This window comes from Streptomyces sp. R-74717 (assembly GCF_047305335.1).
Lineage (GTDB): Bacteria > Actinomycetota > Actinomycetes > Streptomycetales > Streptomycetaceae > Streptomyces > Streptomyces atratus.
Genome location: NZ_CP102361.1, coordinates 4,778,792 through 4,795,889 on the forward strand (window position 1 = coordinate 4,778,792; position 17,098 = coordinate 4,795,889).

Annotated in this window: 14 protein-coding genes and 4 tRNA genes; 5 read left to right on the top strand and 13 right to left on the bottom strand. The window is 69.6% G+C overall.

What is annotated here, in order from left to right; translation table 11 throughout:
• Nucleotides 1-50: 50 nt before the first annotated feature.
• The 4 genes from NRF20_RS21805 to NRF20_RS21820 form a co-directional block, all read right to left on the bottom strand.
• Entirely contained in the window at nucleotides 51-1,769 is a 1,719-nt protein-coding gene (locus NRF20_RS21805) for a relaxase/mobilization nuclease domain-containing protein (RefSeq protein WP_413753120.1), read from the bottom strand.
• A gap of 4 nt (nucleotides 1,770-1,773) precedes the next feature.
• The gene (locus NRF20_RS21810; RefSeq protein ID WP_398628575.1) at nucleotides 1,774-2,349 is read right to left on the bottom strand and encodes a plasmid mobilization protein; all 576 of its coding nucleotides are present in this window, start codon (nucleotides 2,347-2,349) and stop codon (nucleotides 1,774-1,776) included.
• 86 nt (nucleotides 2,350-2,435) lie between these two features.
• On the bottom strand, nucleotides 2,436-3,257 hold the full coding sequence (locus tag NRF20_RS21815) for a DUF2637 domain-containing protein (RefSeq protein WP_398628574.1): 822 nt from the start codon (nucleotides 3,255-3,257) through the stop codon (nucleotides 2,436-2,438).
• 194 nt (nucleotides 3,258-3,451) lie between these two features.
• On the bottom strand, nucleotides 3,452-4,672 hold the full coding sequence (locus tag NRF20_RS21820; RefSeq protein WP_413753121.1) for a DUF3631 domain-containing protein: 1,221 nt from the start codon (nucleotides 4,670-4,672) through the stop codon (nucleotides 3,452-3,454).
• Between the two features lie 88 nt (nucleotides 4,673-4,760).
• Between NRF20_RS21820 and NRF20_RS21825 the strand changes: the two genes are divergently transcribed.
• Entirely contained in the window at nucleotides 4,761-5,342 is a 582-nt protein-coding gene (locus NRF20_RS21825; RefSeq protein WP_413753122.1) for a transcriptional regulator, read from the top strand.
• Entirely contained in the window at nucleotides 5,339-6,952 is a 1,614-nt protein-coding gene (gene xerC, locus NRF20_RS21830) for a tyrosine recombinase XerC (RefSeq protein ID WP_398628570.1), read from the top strand. Before NRF20_RS21825 ends, xerC begins: the two co-directional genes overlap by 4 nt.
• A 34-nt stretch (nucleotides 6,953-6,986) precedes the next feature.
• On the opposite strand, the gene NRF20_RS21835 is transcribed toward xerC, so the two are convergent.
• From NRF20_RS21835 to NRF20_RS21860, 6 genes are all read right to left on the bottom strand, one after another.
• Nucleotides 6,987-7,059 (bottom strand) — tRNA-Lys (locus tag NRF20_RS21835).
• Nucleotides 7,060-7,150: 91 nt separating this feature from the next.
• The gene (locus NRF20_RS21840; RefSeq protein WP_398628569.1) at nucleotides 7,151-8,704 is read right to left on the bottom strand and encodes an amino acid permease; all 1,554 of its coding nucleotides are present in this window, start codon (nucleotides 8,702-8,704) and stop codon (nucleotides 7,151-7,153) included.
• A gap of 112 nt (nucleotides 8,705-8,816) precedes the next feature.
• The gene (locus NRF20_RS21845) at nucleotides 8,817-10,301 is read right to left on the bottom strand and encodes an FG-GAP-like repeat-containing protein (protein WP_413753123.1); all 1,485 of its coding nucleotides are present in this window, start codon (nucleotides 10,299-10,301) and stop codon (nucleotides 8,817-8,819) included.
• 378 nt (nucleotides 10,302-10,679) lie between these two features.
• Nucleotides 10,680-12,851 carry a DEAD/DEAH box helicase gene (locus NRF20_RS21850; RefSeq protein WP_398628621.1) on the bottom strand — a complete coding sequence of 724 codons (2,172 nt, stop codon included), beginning with the start codon at nucleotides 12,849-12,851 and terminating at the stop codon, nucleotides 10,680-10,682.
• A gap of 239 nt (nucleotides 12,852-13,090) precedes the next feature.
• Entirely contained in the window at nucleotides 13,091-13,660 is a 570-nt protein-coding gene (locus NRF20_RS21855) for a hypothetical protein (RefSeq protein ID WP_413753124.1), read from the bottom strand.
• A gap of 159 nt (nucleotides 13,661-13,819) precedes the next feature.
• On the bottom strand, nucleotides 13,820-14,170 hold the full coding sequence (locus tag NRF20_RS21860; RefSeq protein ID WP_030929660.1) for a metallopeptidase family protein: 351 nt from the start codon (nucleotides 14,168-14,170) through the stop codon (nucleotides 13,820-13,822).
• Between the two features lie 340 nt (nucleotides 14,171-14,510).
• Here NRF20_RS21860 and NRF20_RS21865 point away from each other — a divergent pair.
• From NRF20_RS21865 to NRF20_RS21875, 3 genes are all read left to right on the top strand, one after another.
• Nucleotides 14,511-14,583, top strand: a tRNA-Glu gene (locus tag NRF20_RS21865).
• Nucleotides 14,584-14,621: 38 nt separating this feature from the next.
• Nucleotides 14,622-14,696 (top strand) — tRNA-Asp (locus tag NRF20_RS21870).
• Between the two features lie 22 nt (nucleotides 14,697-14,718).
• Nucleotides 14,719-14,795, top strand: a tRNA-Phe gene (locus NRF20_RS21875).
• A gap of 38 nt (nucleotides 14,796-14,833) precedes the next feature.
• Here the strand turns inward: NRF20_RS21875 and NRF20_RS21880 are convergent.
• From NRF20_RS21880 to NRF20_RS21890, 3 genes are read right to left on the bottom strand one after another with little or no spacing between them, the layout of a single operon-like run.
• On the bottom strand, nucleotides 14,834-15,682 hold the full coding sequence (locus tag NRF20_RS21880; protein WP_413753125.1) for a cytochrome c biogenesis CcdA family protein: 849 nt from the start codon (nucleotides 15,680-15,682) through the stop codon (nucleotides 14,834-14,836).
• Entirely contained in the window at nucleotides 15,679-16,473 is a 795-nt protein-coding gene (locus tag NRF20_RS21885; protein ID WP_413753126.1) for a DsbA family protein, read from the bottom strand. Before NRF20_RS21885 ends, NRF20_RS21880 begins: the two co-directional genes overlap by 4 nt.
• 60 nt (nucleotides 16,474-16,533) lie before the next feature.
• Entirely contained in the window at nucleotides 16,534-16,968 is a 435-nt protein-coding gene (locus NRF20_RS21890) for a hypothetical protein (RefSeq protein WP_398628565.1), read from the bottom strand.
• Between the last annotated feature and the right edge of the window lie 130 nt (nucleotides 16,969-17,098).

The following is a 17,098-nucleotide window of genomic DNA, read 5'->3' on the forward strand; positions in this document are numbered from 1 at the left end:
AGACGGACAGGGTGCCGATGGGCGTCACGCCTCGGACGTCGGTTCCGTCCTCAACGACGACGAGGGCGCGCGGCCTCCGAACTTGGGCGGGCGGCGGGCTGAGCGATGTGCCGCCCCTGTTTCGCCGGTCGCTTGTCGGCTCGCGCAGCGGTGGGCATCTCGGCGGGTACGAGATCGAGCCGGTACAAGCGCCAGACGAGCACCTCGCTGACGGAGTCCGCGCTGTCGAGCTCCCGCTGTGCTGCGGCCCTGCGGAGGAGGACCGAGGGGTTATGTCCGGCCCGCTGAGCTTGATCCAGCATGGCCGCCAGGGCGGGCCAGCTGGCCTCAGTCTGGACGCGGCCAGCCAGTTCGGGCAGTGCGGAACGAATTGCGGCGATCTGGTTGTGCTGTGTCCGAGCGGAGAGCTTTTCGCCGTATGCGCGTATGCCAGCCAACGGACTTGCAGCAACGGCCCGGTACGCCGTGCGCAGGTGCATGGCGGTTTGGCGTGCGGCCTCGGCTTGCTGGGCGTGCTGGTGGGCAGCGTGCCAGTGACCGGCGGCGACGACGGCGAGGATCAGAACGTCAAGGACGAGAGCGGTGGCGGCACCGTCTGCTCCGTGTCCGAGGGCATGCCCGGAGTGGACGATCTGGCGAGCGGCCCGTCGGAGTGCGTACATCCGGGTCTGCTCGCCGCGAATGTGGGAGCGGGTTGCGCGCTCGAAGGTCCTTGCGGCATCTCGGAGTTCCTCATGTGGACGGCCCAGGGTGGTTTGAGCGAGAGCGTCGAGGACCTCGCTCACCCCGACGATGTGGGCAGCCGCAGCCTCGTCGTCGGTGGAAGCGATCACGGTGAGGGCTGTGTCGAGGGCTTCGGCGGAGAAGCGGCGGGCGCGGCCCGGCGCGGATTCGCCGGCCCGTTGCATGAGGGCCGGGGGCTCGGGGACATCTCGTTCGGTAGTGAAGCGCTCACGGATTCTGGGCAGGGACAGGTCAGGTGCGAGTTTCGAGCCCGAATACCAGATGGGTTCCTGCTTGGCGTTGCGGTCACCGACGACGGCTACGGAGTAGCCAAGAAGGTCACCGGACGGGGCGACGCGCTTCTTGATCCGTACGCCTTCGGAGGCGAGGCGGCCAAAGAACTCGGCCTCGTCGGAAGCGCCGACGAGGGCACGGTGGACGTGCTCTCGCAGCAGCTCGCGGGATGTGGCCTCTTGGCCGAGGCGTTCGGCTTTGCGGCGCTCGGCGCTTGTGGGGCGTTTGGCAGCGGTGCCATCGCCCTTCTTCAGCTGGCGCAGGCCGAATTCCTTCTCGATCTTGCGGCATTCAGCCTGGGCTCGGATGGCGTCTTTGTGGCGGCGTGGCTGGGTGCGGTCGGCGCGTACGAGGGTGGCAACGAGATGGATGTGGTCGGGGGCGTGCCGGACCGCGATCCAGCGGCATGCTTGCTCGTCCCCTTCAGGGGCGATGCCCGTGGCGTTGACAATGCGGCGTGCGACGGTCGCCCATTCCTCATCGCTGAGGATGCGGTCCGTGTCCGCGGTGCGCACCGAACAGTGCCAGACATGCTTGGCCGGGGCCTTGTCCTTCAGGGCGTCGACCCACTGGTCGAGATCGGCGGCGAGTCCTGTCAATGTGGCGCTCGGGTGGCGGCCGGGATCGGCCACGAAGGGGTCGTACGCGGCAACGATGTGCGGGTCGACGTGGGCTTCGATGTCGCTGGTCCGGTAGAGGTACTTGAGCAGGCCGATCGTCCGACCGCCCGGCGGGTTGATGTCGGGGACCAAGGACTCAACTCACCAGCTTCCGGGCGGCAGCCTTCACCATGGCTGCGGACTCGTAGACCTCGTGAGTGGCGCGAGCGAGGTGGACGACGTCGCCGCCGGAGTTCAGGATCCGCGCCATCTGATTGATGTTGTTGCCGACACGGGCCAGGTCGACGCGGGCCGCTTCGAGCCTGTCGAGAGCCTCGTCCTGGTCGAGTCCGTTCCGGCCGTGGAGTTGTGCATGGACCGCCTGAGCGATGAACCGGGCTTTGGAGACACCCTTGGCGTCGGCGGCAGCCTGGATCTCTGCGTCTTCGGCCTCGCTGGCGCGGAAGGTCAGGCGCTTCACGCGCTGCCGCGGCTGGCGGGAGCGTCGACGGCTCCGCTTGGCTGCGGGCTTGTCCTGCTGGTGGCCGCCCTCGGCCGCCAGCTCCTGGTCCGGCGCCCCCTGGCGCCAGACCTCCTCCGCCACCCCCGGGGCGGAGGAGAGCGCGCTGGACCGGCCCTTGGACGGTCCAGCGCTACAGCTTGCTCCGCCCGGAGCCGGGGTGTAGGCCATCTGCTTCTGAGATGGAGGGAGTTCGTGGTTGAGGTCGTGCATGTGGACTCCTGCAAAAGGTGGTGGTGAGGACCCGCCCTTCCCGTGCTGATTCGAGGAAGGGCGGGCGAGGGCAACGGGCTGCGGAGTCAGCCGGTGCTTGCGGTGGCCTCGTCGAGTTCGGCCTGCAGCAGGTCCTTGACCTTGTCCAGGCGGCTTCGGGAGATGCCGAACCCCTTGTCCCGGATCGCCTTCTCGACGTTGCGGCGCGAGACACGGTCGGCCCGACCGCGGGGAGCCGTACGACCGATGTCGATGGCCTGCTCCAGCGAAATGCTTGGCGGAATGCCTCCCGGCATACCTGCCTGGTGCGGAGTCTTTGCCAGGCGCTTCGCGACGGGCTGCGCCACGTCGTTGGCGCTCGTGGCGGTTGGCGGTGACGTCTCGCGACCCATGTCTCCCACAGCGGGTTTGTGGCCGTCATTGGCGCTGTGACAGATGGGGTTGTGGCGGCCGGCGGTGGTGGGGCGTCGGGCGACGAGGAGGTAGAAGTGGACGGCTCCGGCCAGGGCGAGTGGGGCGATGGCGGAGATGGCTCCGACGGTGTTGTCGTCGAGGGCGAGGCCGTTGTGGCGGGTTTGCTGGTTGAGGCGGATGGCGTGCAGGACGTTGGCCCAGATGCTTGTGGCGGTGGCGATGCCGACCAGCGCCGAGACGTAGAGGCGGGCGGACAGGGGTGCGGTTCGCAGGACGAGTAGGGCGCCGATCCCGATGGCGATGAACCCGTCGATGACGAGCGGGAAGGCGTAGGTGAGCGCCGGGTGGATGTGGCTGGCGGCGGCCATCTGGCGCAGGGCGTCGTAGGAGAGGGCGAAGGCCGCCACGGCCAGCAACGCCACGCCCGTGCGGATCGCGGCGGCCAGGGGCACCGGGGCAGCGGTCGGCGCTGCGGCGAGGGCAGGGGAAGGCAATGGAGAGTGCTCCAGGGGTACGGAGGTGCGGCTGACGTGGCCCGGTGAGGGGGAGAGAGACCCGTCGCGACTCGTTGCATGCCTGGTCAGAGCAGGTACGGGTGGGGCGGTGATGTCGAGTCGACTCGTCACCGCCCCTCGACTCGTCACCGCGCTGACCTGCGCGGGGACGAGTCGCGACGGGTCGTGCCGGGTCAGGCCCCGGCCGTGGTTTCCGGCGCGGGTTCGGGGCAGTAGCGTGCCCAGGAGTCGGCGAACTGCTGGCGGGTGAAGCCCTTGGCCTGGACGTTGCCGTGGAAGCGGTGATTCGCCGAACCGATGCCGTATTCCTGGAGCAGGATCTGCAGGCCCCGGGCGGTCAGGCCGTTGGCGGTGTACTCCGGCCAGGGGGTCTCGTCGTCCTGGTTGAGGATGTCGAGGAGCCGGCTGGTGCGGAGCATCGGCGGGTCGCCTTCGGTGGCGAAGGCGCGCCGGATGTCAGCCAGGAGGCGGATGCCCAGACTGCTGCGGTCCTGATCCTGCTCGGCCTCGTGCTTGGCCATGACCCGGCAGGCGGCACGCGCGAGGTGGGGCCATGGCCCGCCGGCGAGGTCGGCGACGGACACCAGCGGCTGCCAGGTGTCGGCCGCGCGGTCCTGGACCGGCATGGCCGGTGTCAGGTCCATCGCATCGGCGTGAAGCGGGGCCAGCCAGGCGGCGAACCGGTCGCGCAGGGCGTGGAGAGGCGGGGTGTCGCGGTAGGTGCGGAACTCGGCCACCTTCTCGCCCGGCCTGCGGCGGCGCATCCGGATGACGATCGACCGGTCCATGATCGTGTCCGGCAGGTCACCGATGCCCGCGAGGGCCGCCATGGCGAAGGTCGGGAACTTCGACACCTCGTGGTTGGGACCAGAAACCCGCAGGGTGGGGCGGTTGCGCTGGTGCCCTGCATTGAGCAGGCCGCGCATCTCTTCGTTCTTCTCCGCGACCTTCGCGGAGCCGAAGAGGGTGTCGGCCTCGTCGACCAGCAGGGTGGGCGGGGTGTCGGTGATCGACCGGAACACCGCGGCGGCCGAGGCGTTGACCGTGATCAGCGGATCGTGGACGCTCTCGGTGATCACATCCAGCAGCCGCGACTTACCGCACCGCTTCGCCGGCCCCACCACGGCCAGCCGCGGAGCGTGCTGCCACGCCGTCTGCAGGTGCGTCGCCGCAACCCACAGGGTTACCGCTGTGAAGGCTTCCTCGCTGGGCAGCACGACGTACCGGCGAAGCTGCTCCCGCAGCTCCGTCAGCACCCGCTCGCCCTCGGAGGCCGAGGAGTTGTCGGGTCCGTCCACGGACGGTCCAGGCTCGGACGGCTGTCCGGGAATGGCGACCGGCGGCCAGGAAGGCTTGTCTGGGGTGGAATAGGGCTCGGCTCCGGCATGTTCCACGGGGCAGCTCCTCGTCTGGCGGTGGCGGGCTTGCGCGCCCTTGCCGCCGGGTTGGTTCTTCACGGGCCGTTCGGGGTTGCTGGAGGAGATGGGGTGGAGCGCACAGGACCTGGCCGACCAGTGCGAGCAGCTCGGGCACCCCATCCCGCGCAACGTGATCGCCAACATGGAGTCCGGCCGCCGGGCCAGCCTTCCGCTGGTGGACGTCATGGTCCTGGCTGCCGCCCTGGAGACGTACCCGGCCTGCCTGATCTTCCCGGTCGGCTACGTCGACCAGACCCAGGAACTCCCCTTCCAGAGCCTCGTCCCCACCTGGGACGCCCTACGGCGCTTCACCGGCGAACAAGAAGTGCCCGGACACGACCTGGGCCTGGTCCCCGACTTCGAAGCCCACGCCAGCCTCGTACGCACCGCCCTGGCCGCACTCGAAGAAGAAGAGCAAGCACGGTTCACGGCCAGGACGGCAACCGGCCGCGCCCAGCAGGAAGAAGCCGAACGCAAGCAGAGCGCGTACGCCGACCAGGCCATCTCCGCCAAGTACAAGCTCCGCCACCTCCGCCGGGAACTCCGCGAGGACGGAGCCACCCCACCCGACCTCCCACCCGCACTCCACGACGTCGACCCGCCCGAGTGGGTCGTCCCTGACACCACCACGGAGGAACGCCTTTGAAGGGCTCCACACACCGCCGCTGCTACTGCCGCGACCCCAAGACCGGCAAGCCGCTCGGCAAGAAGTGCCCCAAGCTCACCAGCCGCAAGCACGGCTCCTACTCCATACGCCAGGAACTCCCACCCCGCGAGGACGGCACCCGCCGCTCCTTCAACCGCGCCGGCTACGAGACGCTGAAGGCCGCGCAGTCCAACCTGGACCATGTACGGGCTCTCATCTCCATCGCCGATTCCGACGACGAGCACGACCTGGCCCGCATCGCAGCCCTGCTCGAACAGGTCGCGGACGAGAAGGCTCCGCTGCCCGACGTAGAAGACACCCGCAGGCGCTTCAGGGCGGGCCTGGACCTGATCGGCCGACGAACCGTGGGCGAATGGCTCGACCAGTGGCTTCTTTCGAAGAAGTCACGGAAGACGACGCTCAACGGGTATGCCTCGCACATCCGCGTGCACCTGAAGCCGCGCATCGGCCATGTCCGCCTCGACCGTCTCAATGTCGGCCACCTGGTGGAGATGTACGACGGCATAGCCGACGCCAACGAGGTGATCCAGGCGGAGAACCTCGAACGCCGCGAGCAGATCGCCAGGTGCAAGCCCAGCAAGCCCGGCCGCCCCATTGCAGCCGAGCGGGCGCGGCTCGCCGTCGAGCGGGAAAAACTCGCCGAGATGAAGCCTTTCCGGAAGATCACCGGCCCAGCGACGCAGCAGAGCATCCGGCGCACGCTGCGAGCGGCTCTGAACGCGGCAATCGCCCAGCAGTACATCACCTTCAACCCGGCCTCCCACGTCGAGCTGGAGTCCGGCAAGCGCCCCAAGCCCCTGCTCTGGACGACCCAGCGGGTGGAGCGCTGGCATGCCACCGGTGAGCTGCCGTCACCGGTGATGGTCTGGACACCGGCGCAGTTCGGCACGTTCCTGGACGCGGCCGAATCCGATCGGCTCTACGCCCTCTTCCACCTCGTCGGCACCCGTGGCCTTCGCAGGGGCGAGGCCGTTGGCCAGAGCTGGACCGATGTCGACCTGAACGCCGGCCTCATCACCCCGGCCAAGGAAATCGTCGTCGACGGTTGGGACACCTACGAGTCAGCCCCCAAGACCGACGGCAGCGCCAGCACGATCGCGTTGGACAGCGTCAACGTCGCTCTTCTGCGCGAGCACCACAAAGCGATGCTGAGCGCCCGGGAGAAGTGGGGCGACGCCTGGAACGAGACCGGCAAGGTCTTCACCCGTGAGGACGGCTCCTGGCTGCACCCGGAGACGGTTTCCGAGACGTTCCGCCGCATCCTCGCCACCACCGACCTGCCGCCGATCACCCTGCGCGACCTGCGTCACGTCGCGGCCACTCTCACCCACGGCGGGGGTGGTGACCTCCACACGATCAAGGAGACGCTGCGCCACTCCACGATCACGCTCACGTCGGACACGTACACGAGCCTGCTGCCCGAGGTCGACAAAGCCGCGGCAGAAGCCGCCGCCGCGCTGGTGCCACGTGCCCGTAAGGCCCCCGCCGTAGCCCCTGCTGTCGGACCGTCCGCTCACGCATCGCTCACGCAAGAGGCCGGGAACGACGAAGCGCCCCGACCGGACGAAGCCGATCGAGGCGCTAAGTAGCAGGTCAGATGGGGTTTCCCCTCCCTGCTTCGCGTAGGCCGTGTGGGACTCGAACCCACAACCAACGGATTAAAAGTCCGCTGCTCTGCCAATTGAGCTAACGGCCCCCGGCGAATCACCCCTGAGCATAGCCCGCCGGGGCCCGGTCGCCGATCGGGTATCGGTTGCCGGGCCCCGTCGCGACGGGATCAGGAGGCATCAGAGGGGCTTCACCGGGGTGTCGGCGAAGCTTCCGCGAGGCTCGTCGGGGGCGGTAGTGCGCTTGTGATTCGGGTTGAGGAACCAGTGCCGGGCGGAGGCCAGCCACCACGTCGCGGCGAAGCCGAGGACCACCAGGACCGCGATGGGGGCGTAGTTGAACGTCTCCCAGGTGACCGGCGAGACCTGCGGCAGCATGAAGAGCACCGTGATGATCAGGACCCAGGCCACCGCGACGACGCCGATCGGGCGGGACCAGCGGCCCAGGTGCCAGGGGCCCGGAGTGAAGTCGTCGCCCCGGAGCAGGCGGAGCAGAGTGGGGATGACGTAGGCGATGTACAGGCCGATCACGGCGATCGAGGTCACCGCCGCGTACGCCGTGACGTTGATCAGGTACGGGAGGCCCAGGGCCAGGGCGCCGAGGGCGGCGAGCCAGACCGCGGCGACGGGGGTGCGGGTGCGGGGGCTGACCGTGTGCCAGACGCGGGAGAAGGGCAGGGCACCGTCCCGGGAGAAGGCATAGATCATGCGGCTGTTGGCGGTCACGGACGCCATTCCGCAGAAGAGCTGCGCGCCGATCACGACCAGCAGCAGGAGCTTGCCGGTGGTGGCGCCGAGTGCGTCCAGGAGGATCTGGGCGGGCGGGGCGCCGGTCGGGGAGTTCAGCGCTCCGTCGTACGACTGGATGGCGAACGTGAAGCCGAGGAGGAGAACGAAGCCGGCGATCCAGGAGGTCCAGATCGACTGGACGATGCCGCGCGGGCCCGCCGTGGCCGCGTCGTGGGTCTCCTCCGTCATATGGGCGGAGGCGTCGTAGCCGGTGAAGGTGTACTGGGCCATCAGCAGGCCGATCATCACGACGTAGAAGCCGCTGCCCCAGCCGGTGTTGTTCACGAACTCGGTGAAGACGAAGGACGCCGACTGATGCTTGTCCGGCACGAAGGTCAGAGCGCCGACAATGACAGCGACCCCGAGGACGTGCCACCACACGCTCACGCTGTTCAGGATCGCGACGATGCGGACCCCGAAGGTGTTGAGCAGGCCGTGCAGCAGCAGGATCGCGGCGAAGAGCAGGATCGTACGGGCAGGCGTGACCACGAAATCGAACTGGAGGTTCAGATACGCGCCCAGGAAGGACGCCGCCCCGAAGTCGATCCCGGCCGTGACGGCGACCTGGCCGAGGACGTTGAACCAGCCCGTGAACCAGGCCCAGGCCGCCGCCGAGCGCGGCGGGGCCAGCCGGTGGGCCCAGAAGTAGAGGCCGGCGGAGGTCGGGTACGCCGAACAGATCTCGGCCATCGCCAGGCCGACGAACAGCGTCATCAGGCCGACGCCGACCCAGCCCCAGGTGATGACGGCGGGACCGCCGGTGTTCATGCCGAAGAGGTAGAGCGTGAGGCATCCGGAGAGCACCGAGATGATCGTGAACGAGACGGCGTAGTTGGAGAATGCCGACATACGCCGGGCCAGCGTCTGCGTGTACCCGAGCTGCGCGAGACGCTCCTCGTCGGAAACGCCCGGTGGTGGCCTGTCCTCGCCGGTGTCTGTTGTCATGTCCCCAGCGATGCCCTCGCCTCGGAGCACACATGCGGTCGCCATGGTTACGACTGGGAAAACATGCCGGGCAACACGCCACACAGCAACGGGAAGGGCCTCAGCTCAACGCTCAGCTGATCCTTGTGTACTTCTTCCAGCGCGTATCGGCCAGCTTCCTCGGCGTCGAGAAGCCCCCCACGTGGTTCGCGTTGTAGAGGTACACCGCACCCGCGGGCGTCCGCGCGAGGATGTCCTGCCGCCCGTTGTGGTCCATGTCGCCGCTGCCGACGATCGCGTTGTACTTGCCCCAGCCCGAGCCGATCTTCGTACGTGGAACAAAGCCGCCCTTGCCGTTGCCCCGGTAGAGCCAGAGCACCCCGGCGCCGTCCCGCGCCACGATGTCCGCGCGGCCGTCGCCCGACAGGTCACCGCGTCCGGCGATGGCGGTGTAGCTCTTCCAGGTGGTGACCTTCGTACGGCCCGCCAGGGAGCCGTCGCTCTTGCCGCGGTAGAGCCAGACCACACCCGAGGTGTCACGGGCGAGGATGTCGGGGAGGCCGTCGCCGCTGAGGTCCCGGGCGGCCACGATCTTGTTGTATTTGGACCAGCCGGTGCCCAGTTTCACCTTCGGGGCGTCGCCGACCTCCCCGTATGCGAGCGGGTTGGGAATGCGGTAGAGCGAGCCGCCCGGTGTACGGGCGAGCAGGTCGCCCTTGCCGTCACCGCCCAGGTCGCCCAGCTCCGTCAGGAAGTTGAAGTCGTCCTTCCAGTCGAGCATCGAGCCCACGCTGTCGACGTAGCAATCCTCGAGTCCGGCCTGCTGGTTCGTGGTGCAGAGGTCGATGAGGTCGCCGGGTTCCCGCGCCAGGACCGAGCCGCTGATCCGTTCGTCGAGGTCGACGTCACGGGTCCAGTCGGTGATCGTGGACCGGTAGGACGAGATCCGGGTGTAGAGGCGTACCCCTCCCTGGACACAGCCGGTCGCACTGGTGGCCGATACGGCGATGAGCTTGCCCCCGCCGACGAGCGCTCCGCCCGCGTCGCCGAAGCACTGGTCCTCGTCCGCGACGGGGGGCGCGCCGGGCGCCGGTACGGTGCAGAGCGTGCCGCTCGGCAGCGTGCGGCCGAGCAGAATGGCGCAGGACGCCGCCGACTTGAGCACGACCTGCTCGGTGTGGCGGACCCGCGGGGCGTCGTTCAGATCCAGGCCCGACCACGAGTGGAACGTCGCCTTGGCGCCTGTGGCGTACAACGCCGTGTCGCCCGACGACGCCAGCACCGGCTTGCCGTAAGCGGCCGGCGTCGCCCGGATCGCCACCGAGAACCCACCCCGGCGCATGGCCGCGTCGTACGCCGGGTGGCTGCGATAGCGCGGATCGCTGCTGCCGCCCCGGAGCTGACCGCTCTTCAGGTCGTATTCCCACTCCATGTCCGTACTGCTGCGGCCGGTGAAGCAGTCGGGCGTGGCCAGAGTCCGGGTCCTGGACAGCGTGATGCCCGTGCAGGCCCGGTGGGAGCCGTCCACGTAGTCGTCGTAGTAGAGCGGGATGAGCCACGAGGGGACCGTCGTGGCCGCCCGGGCCTGCGGCGCGGAGCCCAGCAGCCCGGCGAGCACGGCACCGGCAGCGGCGGGGTCGGCGCGTCCGCGGCACTGGCGGTCGGCATCGTGCCGAGACCGGCCGCGACCACCGTGAGAGCGGCCAAGGCGGCACGACGGCGCCCGACGGAACGGCTGTGTGGAGAAGCAAGGCGAGCCAAAAGGGTCAGTCCTCCCCGAAATGCCCGAAAGGCATGAAGGGCACAGGTGATCAAACGGCAGACTGCCGCAAAGGAATCATGCAGGCCCCCCGGCCGCGCCCCTGTGCAAGTCGCCGGATGTTAAAAGCCGTTACTCATGTGATGGAAGTGAAAAGAAAAGCGGGCCCGCTCGTAAAGAGCGGGCCCGCTTTCCGAAGAACCTCAGCAGACCTTCAGCAGGTCTGCTTCACAGCTTTCAGCCGTTGCGCTTCCAGCGCGGCTTGTCGTCACGGCGGCCGAAGGAACCGGTGTTGGTTCCGGTGCCACGGTGGTCGTCGCGGCGGCCGGTCGGACGATCGCTGCCACCGGAGCGGAAGCCGCCGGAGGGGCGGTCGTCACGACGGTCGCGGTTGAACGGACGGTCGCTGCCACCGGAGCGGAAGCCACCCGAGGGGCGGTCGTCACGACGGTCGCGGTTGAACGACGGGCGGTCGTTGTCGCGGCGGTCGAAGGAACGGCCACCACGGTCGTCACGACGGTCGTTGGAGCGGAAGCCGCCCGAAGGACGGTCGTCACGACGGTCGCGGTTGAACGACGGACGGTCGTTGTCGCGGCGGAAGCCACCCGACGGACGGTCGTCACGACGCTGGAAACCACCACGGTCGCCACCGCGGTCGTCACGACGGTCCCGGCTGAACGACGGACGGTCGTTGTCGCGGCGGAAGCCACCCGACGGACGGTCGTCACGACGCTGGAAACCACCACGGTCGCCACCGCGGTCGTCACGACGGTCGTTGCCACCGCGGTAGCCGCCACGGTCGCCGCCGCGGCTGTCCCGGCGGTCGAAGTTGCCGCGGTCGTCGCGGCGGTCGTCGCGGGCGGTGGCCTGCTCCGGTACGGAGACAGCGGCCTCGATCGCGGCCTCCGCCTCGGCGGCGGCCTCGGCCACCGCGGCCTCGGGGTCCTCGCCCCGCTCGCGCGCGGCACGGGCGACCAGGCGGTCGGCCTCCTCGCGCAGCTCACCGGCGCGGCGCTGGACGCGCTCCAGCTGCTTGGTCAGATCGGCGACCTCGCGCTCCGCCTGCTTGGCGGCGTTGTTCGCGGAGTCGGCCTGGACCTCGGTCAGCGAACGGGCGCCGGTGATCTCGGCGACCTCCGGCTCGAAGGCACCCGCGCCGCCCACGATGTGACGCGAGGCGTCGACGCCCGCGTCCTCCATGAGACGGAAGATCTGACGGCGCTGGTGCGGCAGCGCCAGCGAGACGACGACACCGGACTTGCCGGCACGGGCGGTACGGCCCGAGCGGTGCAGGTAGTCCTTGTGGTCACCGGCCGGGTCCACGTTCAGCACCAGGTCGATGCCGTCGACGTGGATACCGCGGGCGGCGACGTCGGTCGCGACGAGCGCGTTGACGTAACCGTCCTTGAAGTCGGCGAGCACGCGGGTACGGGCACCCTGCGTCATGCCGCCGTGGAGTGCGTCCGCCTTGACGCCCGCCTCGACGAGCTGCTCGGCGATGCGGTCGGCGCCCAGCTGGGTGCGGACGAAGATGATGGTGCGGCCCTTGCGGGCGGCGATGGCGGAGGTGACCGGCGCCTTGTCCTTCGGCTTCACGACGAGGACGTGGTGCGTCATGGTCGTGACGTTGCCCTGGGCGCTGTCGACCTCGTGGCTCACCGGGTTGTTCAGGTAGCGCTTGACCAGCGTGCCGATCTCGTTCTCCATCGTGGCGGAGAAGAGCATGCGCTGACCGCCGACCGGAACCTGGTCGAGCAGCTCGGTGACCTCGGGCAGGAAGCCCAGGTCGGACATCTGGTCGGCCTCGTCGAGGACGGCGACCTGGACGTTCTCCAGGGAGCAGGCGCCCCGGTTGATGATGTCGCGCAGCCGGCCCGGGGTGGCGACGAGGATGTCGACACCGCGCTCCAGCGCGTAGATCTGGTTGCCCATCGACGTACCGCCGCAGACGACCTTCATCTTCAGGCCGAGCACATCGCCGTACGGCTGAAGCGCGTCCGCGACCTGCATCGCGAGCTCACGGGTCGGGGTGAGGATGACCGCGCGGGGCTTCTTCTTCTCGGTGTGGCCGCCGGCCAGCGTGGCCAGGGTCGGCAGACCGAAGGAGAGGGTCTTGCCGGAGCCGGTACGGCCACGGCCCAGGATGTCCTTGCCGGCCAGGGCGTCCGGAATGGTCGCGGCCTGGATCGGGAAGGGTGCGGTCACACCGTTCTGCGCGAGCTTGCGGACGATGCCCTCGGGCAGGCCCAGGTCGCCGAAGGTGACGGTCGGCTCGGCGTCCGCGTCGACGGCGGAGTCGGCGTCGGCCTGCTCGGCCCGGGGGGCGTCGGCCTCGATGGAGTCGGCGGACTCGGCGACGACGGCCTCTGCGGCCTCGACGAGCTCGTCGTTCTCGATGTTCTCGGGCATGACGGTGTGGTCAGAACTGGAAATTGACATGCGAAATGCGAAACCTTCCGGAGTCTCGGCACGCGCCCGTAACTCCGTGATTCGCAATTTCGACCGCCTCAATGCGGTCCAGCCACGGCAAGGGAGAGTACGCGCCACACGGCGCGCTTCTGTTTCGGCGCCGGGCAATGGGATCAAACGATCTACTACCATACGCACTCCCCCCCACATTGCGCAAACCGCCCTCCCTCGGTCCCCTGCTACACCGGCCCCACCTGCGGCGAGACATGCGGCGTCCGCAGCGCCGACGGCCCCTCCAGCGCACGCATAGCGCGCTTGCGGAGCTGAGCCGCCGACGAGGCGGACGGCTGCGGCGACGGTTCCGAGGGCTCCGGCTCCGGGGAGGCGGGCGGCTCGGGGGTGGCCGACTCGGACGGCGGCGGGGATTCGGGCTGATGCGGCACCCCGGGCCCCGGCTGGGAGACCGAGGGCACCGGCAGCCCGCCACCCCCCGCCGACCCCGGATCACCCGACTTCGTGCCGGGGCGTACGCCGCCGGGCGAGCCGGAAGGGCCTGCGGAGCCGCTCGGCTCCGCCGATTCGGCCGCCTCCCGTTCGGAATGCGCCTCGGCACCGCCACCACCGTGGCGGGCGCCGCCGACGCCCGCCACGGTGCCGCCGTCCGGCCCCGCCGCGCTCCCCTTCGGCCCGGACGACGACGGCGGAGCCGGTTTCCCTCCGTCGTCGCCGACGCTCATACAGCCTGTGGACGCGGCGACCGTCACTGCGATGACGGCCGCCCATCGGACGGTGGCGGACAACTGGCGCACGGGAGGCACCTCCGGGGTACGAAGAGGGGGCGGAGCGGTACGGGAAGAAACGGGGGGCACTGTGCCCAACTCCCGTTGCCCCGCCGGGGACACGCCCCGCGCCCGGCCCGCACACCTCCCGCACGCCTCCTGCGCGCCACCCGCACGGCGCTCGCGCGCTCATCCGTAGCCGAGCGCGTGCAGCCTCTCGTCATCGATGCCGAAGTGATGGGCGATCTCATGGACGACCGTGATCTCGGTCTCGGCGACGACGTCCTCTCGCGACTCGCACATCCGCAGCGTCGGCCCGCGGTAGATGGTGATCCGGTCCGGCAGCACCCCCGCGTACCACTCACCGCGATCGGTCAGCGGTGTCCCCTCGTAGAGCCCGAGCAGCTCCGGATCGCCCGGGTCGGGTTCGTCCTCGACAAACACCGCGACGTTGTCCATCAGCCGCGTCAGCTCCGGCGGGATCCGGTCCAGCGCCTCGGCGACCAGTTCTTCGAACTCCTCGCGCGTCATCTCCAGCACCCCGCCATTGTCCCGTACGGCCGCGCGCCGGGCCTGGTCGCCGCCGCCCACCGGCCGGGCCGAGATCACCCCGGGCGGTCCTGGCCCGACGACGGCCGAGGTCAGCCGCCATCTGCCGGAGGAGAACCCGGCCGGAGCGACCCCTTCGCCTATTCGGTTTGGCTGACGCCGAAACGCCGTAGTACAGTCTCCGACGTGCCCAAGGGCGCCGGTCAGGGCTTGACCGTTCTGAGACCCTAGAGGTTGAAGGAGAAGCGGAACCTCTCGAGGGAAAGCGGAGTCACATGCTTCTCACGTCCCCTCGGGCGACAGACGCAGAAGCAGCAGCACTAGCAGTTCTGCCCTCATCGTCTAGTGGCCCAGGACGCCGCCCTTTCAAGGCGGTAGCACGGGTTCGAATCCCGTTGGGGGCACGCATTACCTTGTGCGACACTTAGTCGCACAAAAGCTTGGTCCTGTGGAGCAGTTTGGAGTGCTCGCCACCCTGTCAAGGTGGAGGCCGCGGGTTCAAATCCCGTCAGGACCGCTGCAGCCCTTATGGGCTGCGTGGCTGGGTAGCTCAGTTGGTACGAGCGATCGCCTGAAAAGCGATAGGTCGCCGGTTCGATCCCGGCCCCAGCCACCACCCGAAGGCCCCGTCCGATGGACGGGGCCTTCGCCGTGTCAGGCCTCTTCCCGGTCCGCCGAGTTCACGCCCCGGCCGCGCCACGCCCGTACCGCCAGAACGAGCAGCACCACCGCGACCGCGGCCACCAGCACCATTGCGTCGGACACATGCTCGCCGATGCGCTGGGCCCACTGCTCGACGGCGAACGACTCGTCCACGTCCAGCAGTCCGGGCAGCGCCGTCGTCCCGTCGTACGCGAGGAACAGCGCGCCGAGACCGATGAAGAAAAGCCCCGACAGCAGCGTCGTGGTGTGCAGCTCGAAGCGGCCGAGCCGGAAGGTACGACCGCGCAGCCAGGCCCGTCGGCCCAGGTCGAAGCGTTCCCAGAGCAGAGCGAGCAGAAAGAGCGGGACAGCCATCCCGAGGGCGTAGACGGCGAGCAGCAGTCCGCCGTAGACCGGGCTGGCGCTGACCGCCGCCACGGTGAGGACGCTGCCGAGGATCGGCCCCGCACAGAAACCGGCCAGTCCGTATACAGCGCCCAGCGCATAGACGGATACGGCGGTGGTCGGGCGGATCCGGCCGCTGAGTGCGGCGATCCGGCGCGAGGCGAAGCCCAGGCCCACGATCTGCGCGATACCGAGCGCGATGATCAGCCACCCGGCGCCGAGGACGAGCGCGTCGCGGTGGCTGTAGAAGAGCCGTCCGGCGTACGAGCCCGCGGCGCCGAGCGGGACGAGGGTGGTGGCCAGACCGGCGTAGAAGATGCCGGTACGGGCCAGGAGCCGCGAGGCGGAGTCGATGGAGTACGCGAAGAAGGCGGGCAGCAGCAGCGCGCTGCACGGGCTGACCAGGGCGAGCAGCCCGCCGAGGAAGGCCGCGAAGTAGCCGATGTCAGCCGTCATTTCGCGCTGCCCTCGGCATCCTCGTCGCCCTTGGCGTCCTCGGTGTTGCGGGCCTTCTCGGCCGCTTCCTCGATGGCCTGGGTGAAGGTCTCCATCGGCTGGGCTCCGGCGATCGGTCGGCCGTTGATCAGGAACGAGGGGGTGGAGGTCGCACCGATCCCGTACCCCTGTTCCTGGTCCTTGCCCACCGCGGCGGAGGCGGCGGAGCTGTCGGTGTCGCGCGCGAACCGGTCGAGGTCCGCGACCCCGGCCTGCTGGGCGAGCGCCTTCAGCCGGTCCTTGCCGAACCCTTGTTCCTTGGCCCCCTCGGCGTACGCGGCACGGTGGAACTGCCAGAAGCGGCCCTGCTGCCCGGCGGCCCAGGCGGCGCGGGCGGCCGCCTCGGACTCGGCGCCGAAGATCGGGAAGTTGCGCCACTCGATGCGCAGGGTGCCGTTTTCGACGTACTTCTTCACCAGGGCCGGTTCGGTGTCACGGGCGAATTTGCCGCAGTAGCCGCACTTGAAGTCGGCGTACTCGATGAGGACGACGGGCGCGTCCACCCTGCCCTGCGCGAGCTTGTCACCGGCGTCGCGCCGGGCGAGCTTCGCCAGTTCCGGGTAGACGCCGGCGTCCGGGTCCGCAGTGACATCGGCGGCCGACGAGGAGGAGGAAGAGGGAGAAGCCGAGTGGTCGGGGGCGGTGGCCCGGTAGGAGACGAAGCCGAGCAGAGCTGCGGCGATGACGACTCCGGCGCCGTAGATCAGCGGCTTCCTGGACGACGGCGTACGTGAGGACGTGGACTTGGGCATGCGGGACTCCGTGCTGGTGATGCGGGAGGAAAAAAGGACGGTCGGTCGGAGAGCGGCCGTCTACACCCTCAGTACGGAGAGCTCGACCGGAGTGGGCGCGGCAGCCGCGGGGCCGCGCAGCTTTATCCGTGCGGGCGGGCGGACGGGTCCCTGTCCGGTGGCGGCGGGCAGGCCCCACTCGGCGAGGCCGGGCGCCTGGTCGTACGCCGCACGGGTCCGGCCCGGCAGAGCGGGCTCGCCGTCCTCGTGCTTCCGGCTCTTGCCGCACCCGGGGGCCCCGTGCCGGTCCACGGCCGACGCGGTGGCCGGGGCGGGGCCGGTGGACGCGGCATCCCTGACGGGGGCGGCCTCAGCAGCCGCCCTTTCGGCGCCGGCCTCAGCAGCCACGACCGCCGTACGTCCTGCATCACCCGCGGCAGCCGTCGCCGGACCGCAGAACAGCCCCAGTGCGACCGCGAGCACCGCCACCAGGCAGCACCACTGCGTACGGGACACGGCGACCGGCCTTTCCGGACGGGGCAACGGGTGGTCAGCTGCCGGAAATGGTACGTGCTGTGATCCCGCACCTCCGCGCAGTGCCGATGTGGTGACCCGGACCGCACGAAATATATTCGCCGTTCTTCGG

What these genes read in the sequence shown, in the direction of transcription:
- NRF20_RS21880 (WP_413753125.1), bottom strand. Translation starts at nt 15,682, where the DNA reads ATGACGGCTGACATCGGCTACTTCGCGGCCTTCCTCGGCGGGCTGCTC.
- NRF20_RS21840 (WP_398628569.1), bottom strand. Translation starts at nt 8,704, where the DNA reads ATGACAACAGACACCGGCGAGGACAGGCCACCACCGGGCGTTTCCGAC.
- NRF20_RS21825 (WP_413753122.1), top strand. Translation starts at nt 4,761, where the DNA reads ATGGGGTGGAGCGCACAGGACCTGGCCGACCAGTGCGAGCAGCTCGGG.
- NRF20_RS21885 (WP_413753126.1), bottom strand. Translation starts at nt 16,473, where the DNA reads ATGCCCAAGTCCACGTCCTCACGTACGCCGTCGTCCAGGAAGCCGCTG.
- NRF20_RS21850 (WP_398628621.1), bottom strand. Translation starts at nt 12,851, where the DNA reads ATGCCCGAGAACATCGAGAACGACGAGCTCGTCGAGGCCGCAGAGGCC.
- NRF20_RS21810 (WP_398628575.1), bottom strand. Translation starts at nt 2,349, where the DNA reads ATGCACGACCTCAACCACGAACTCCCTCCATCTCAGAAGCAGATGGCC.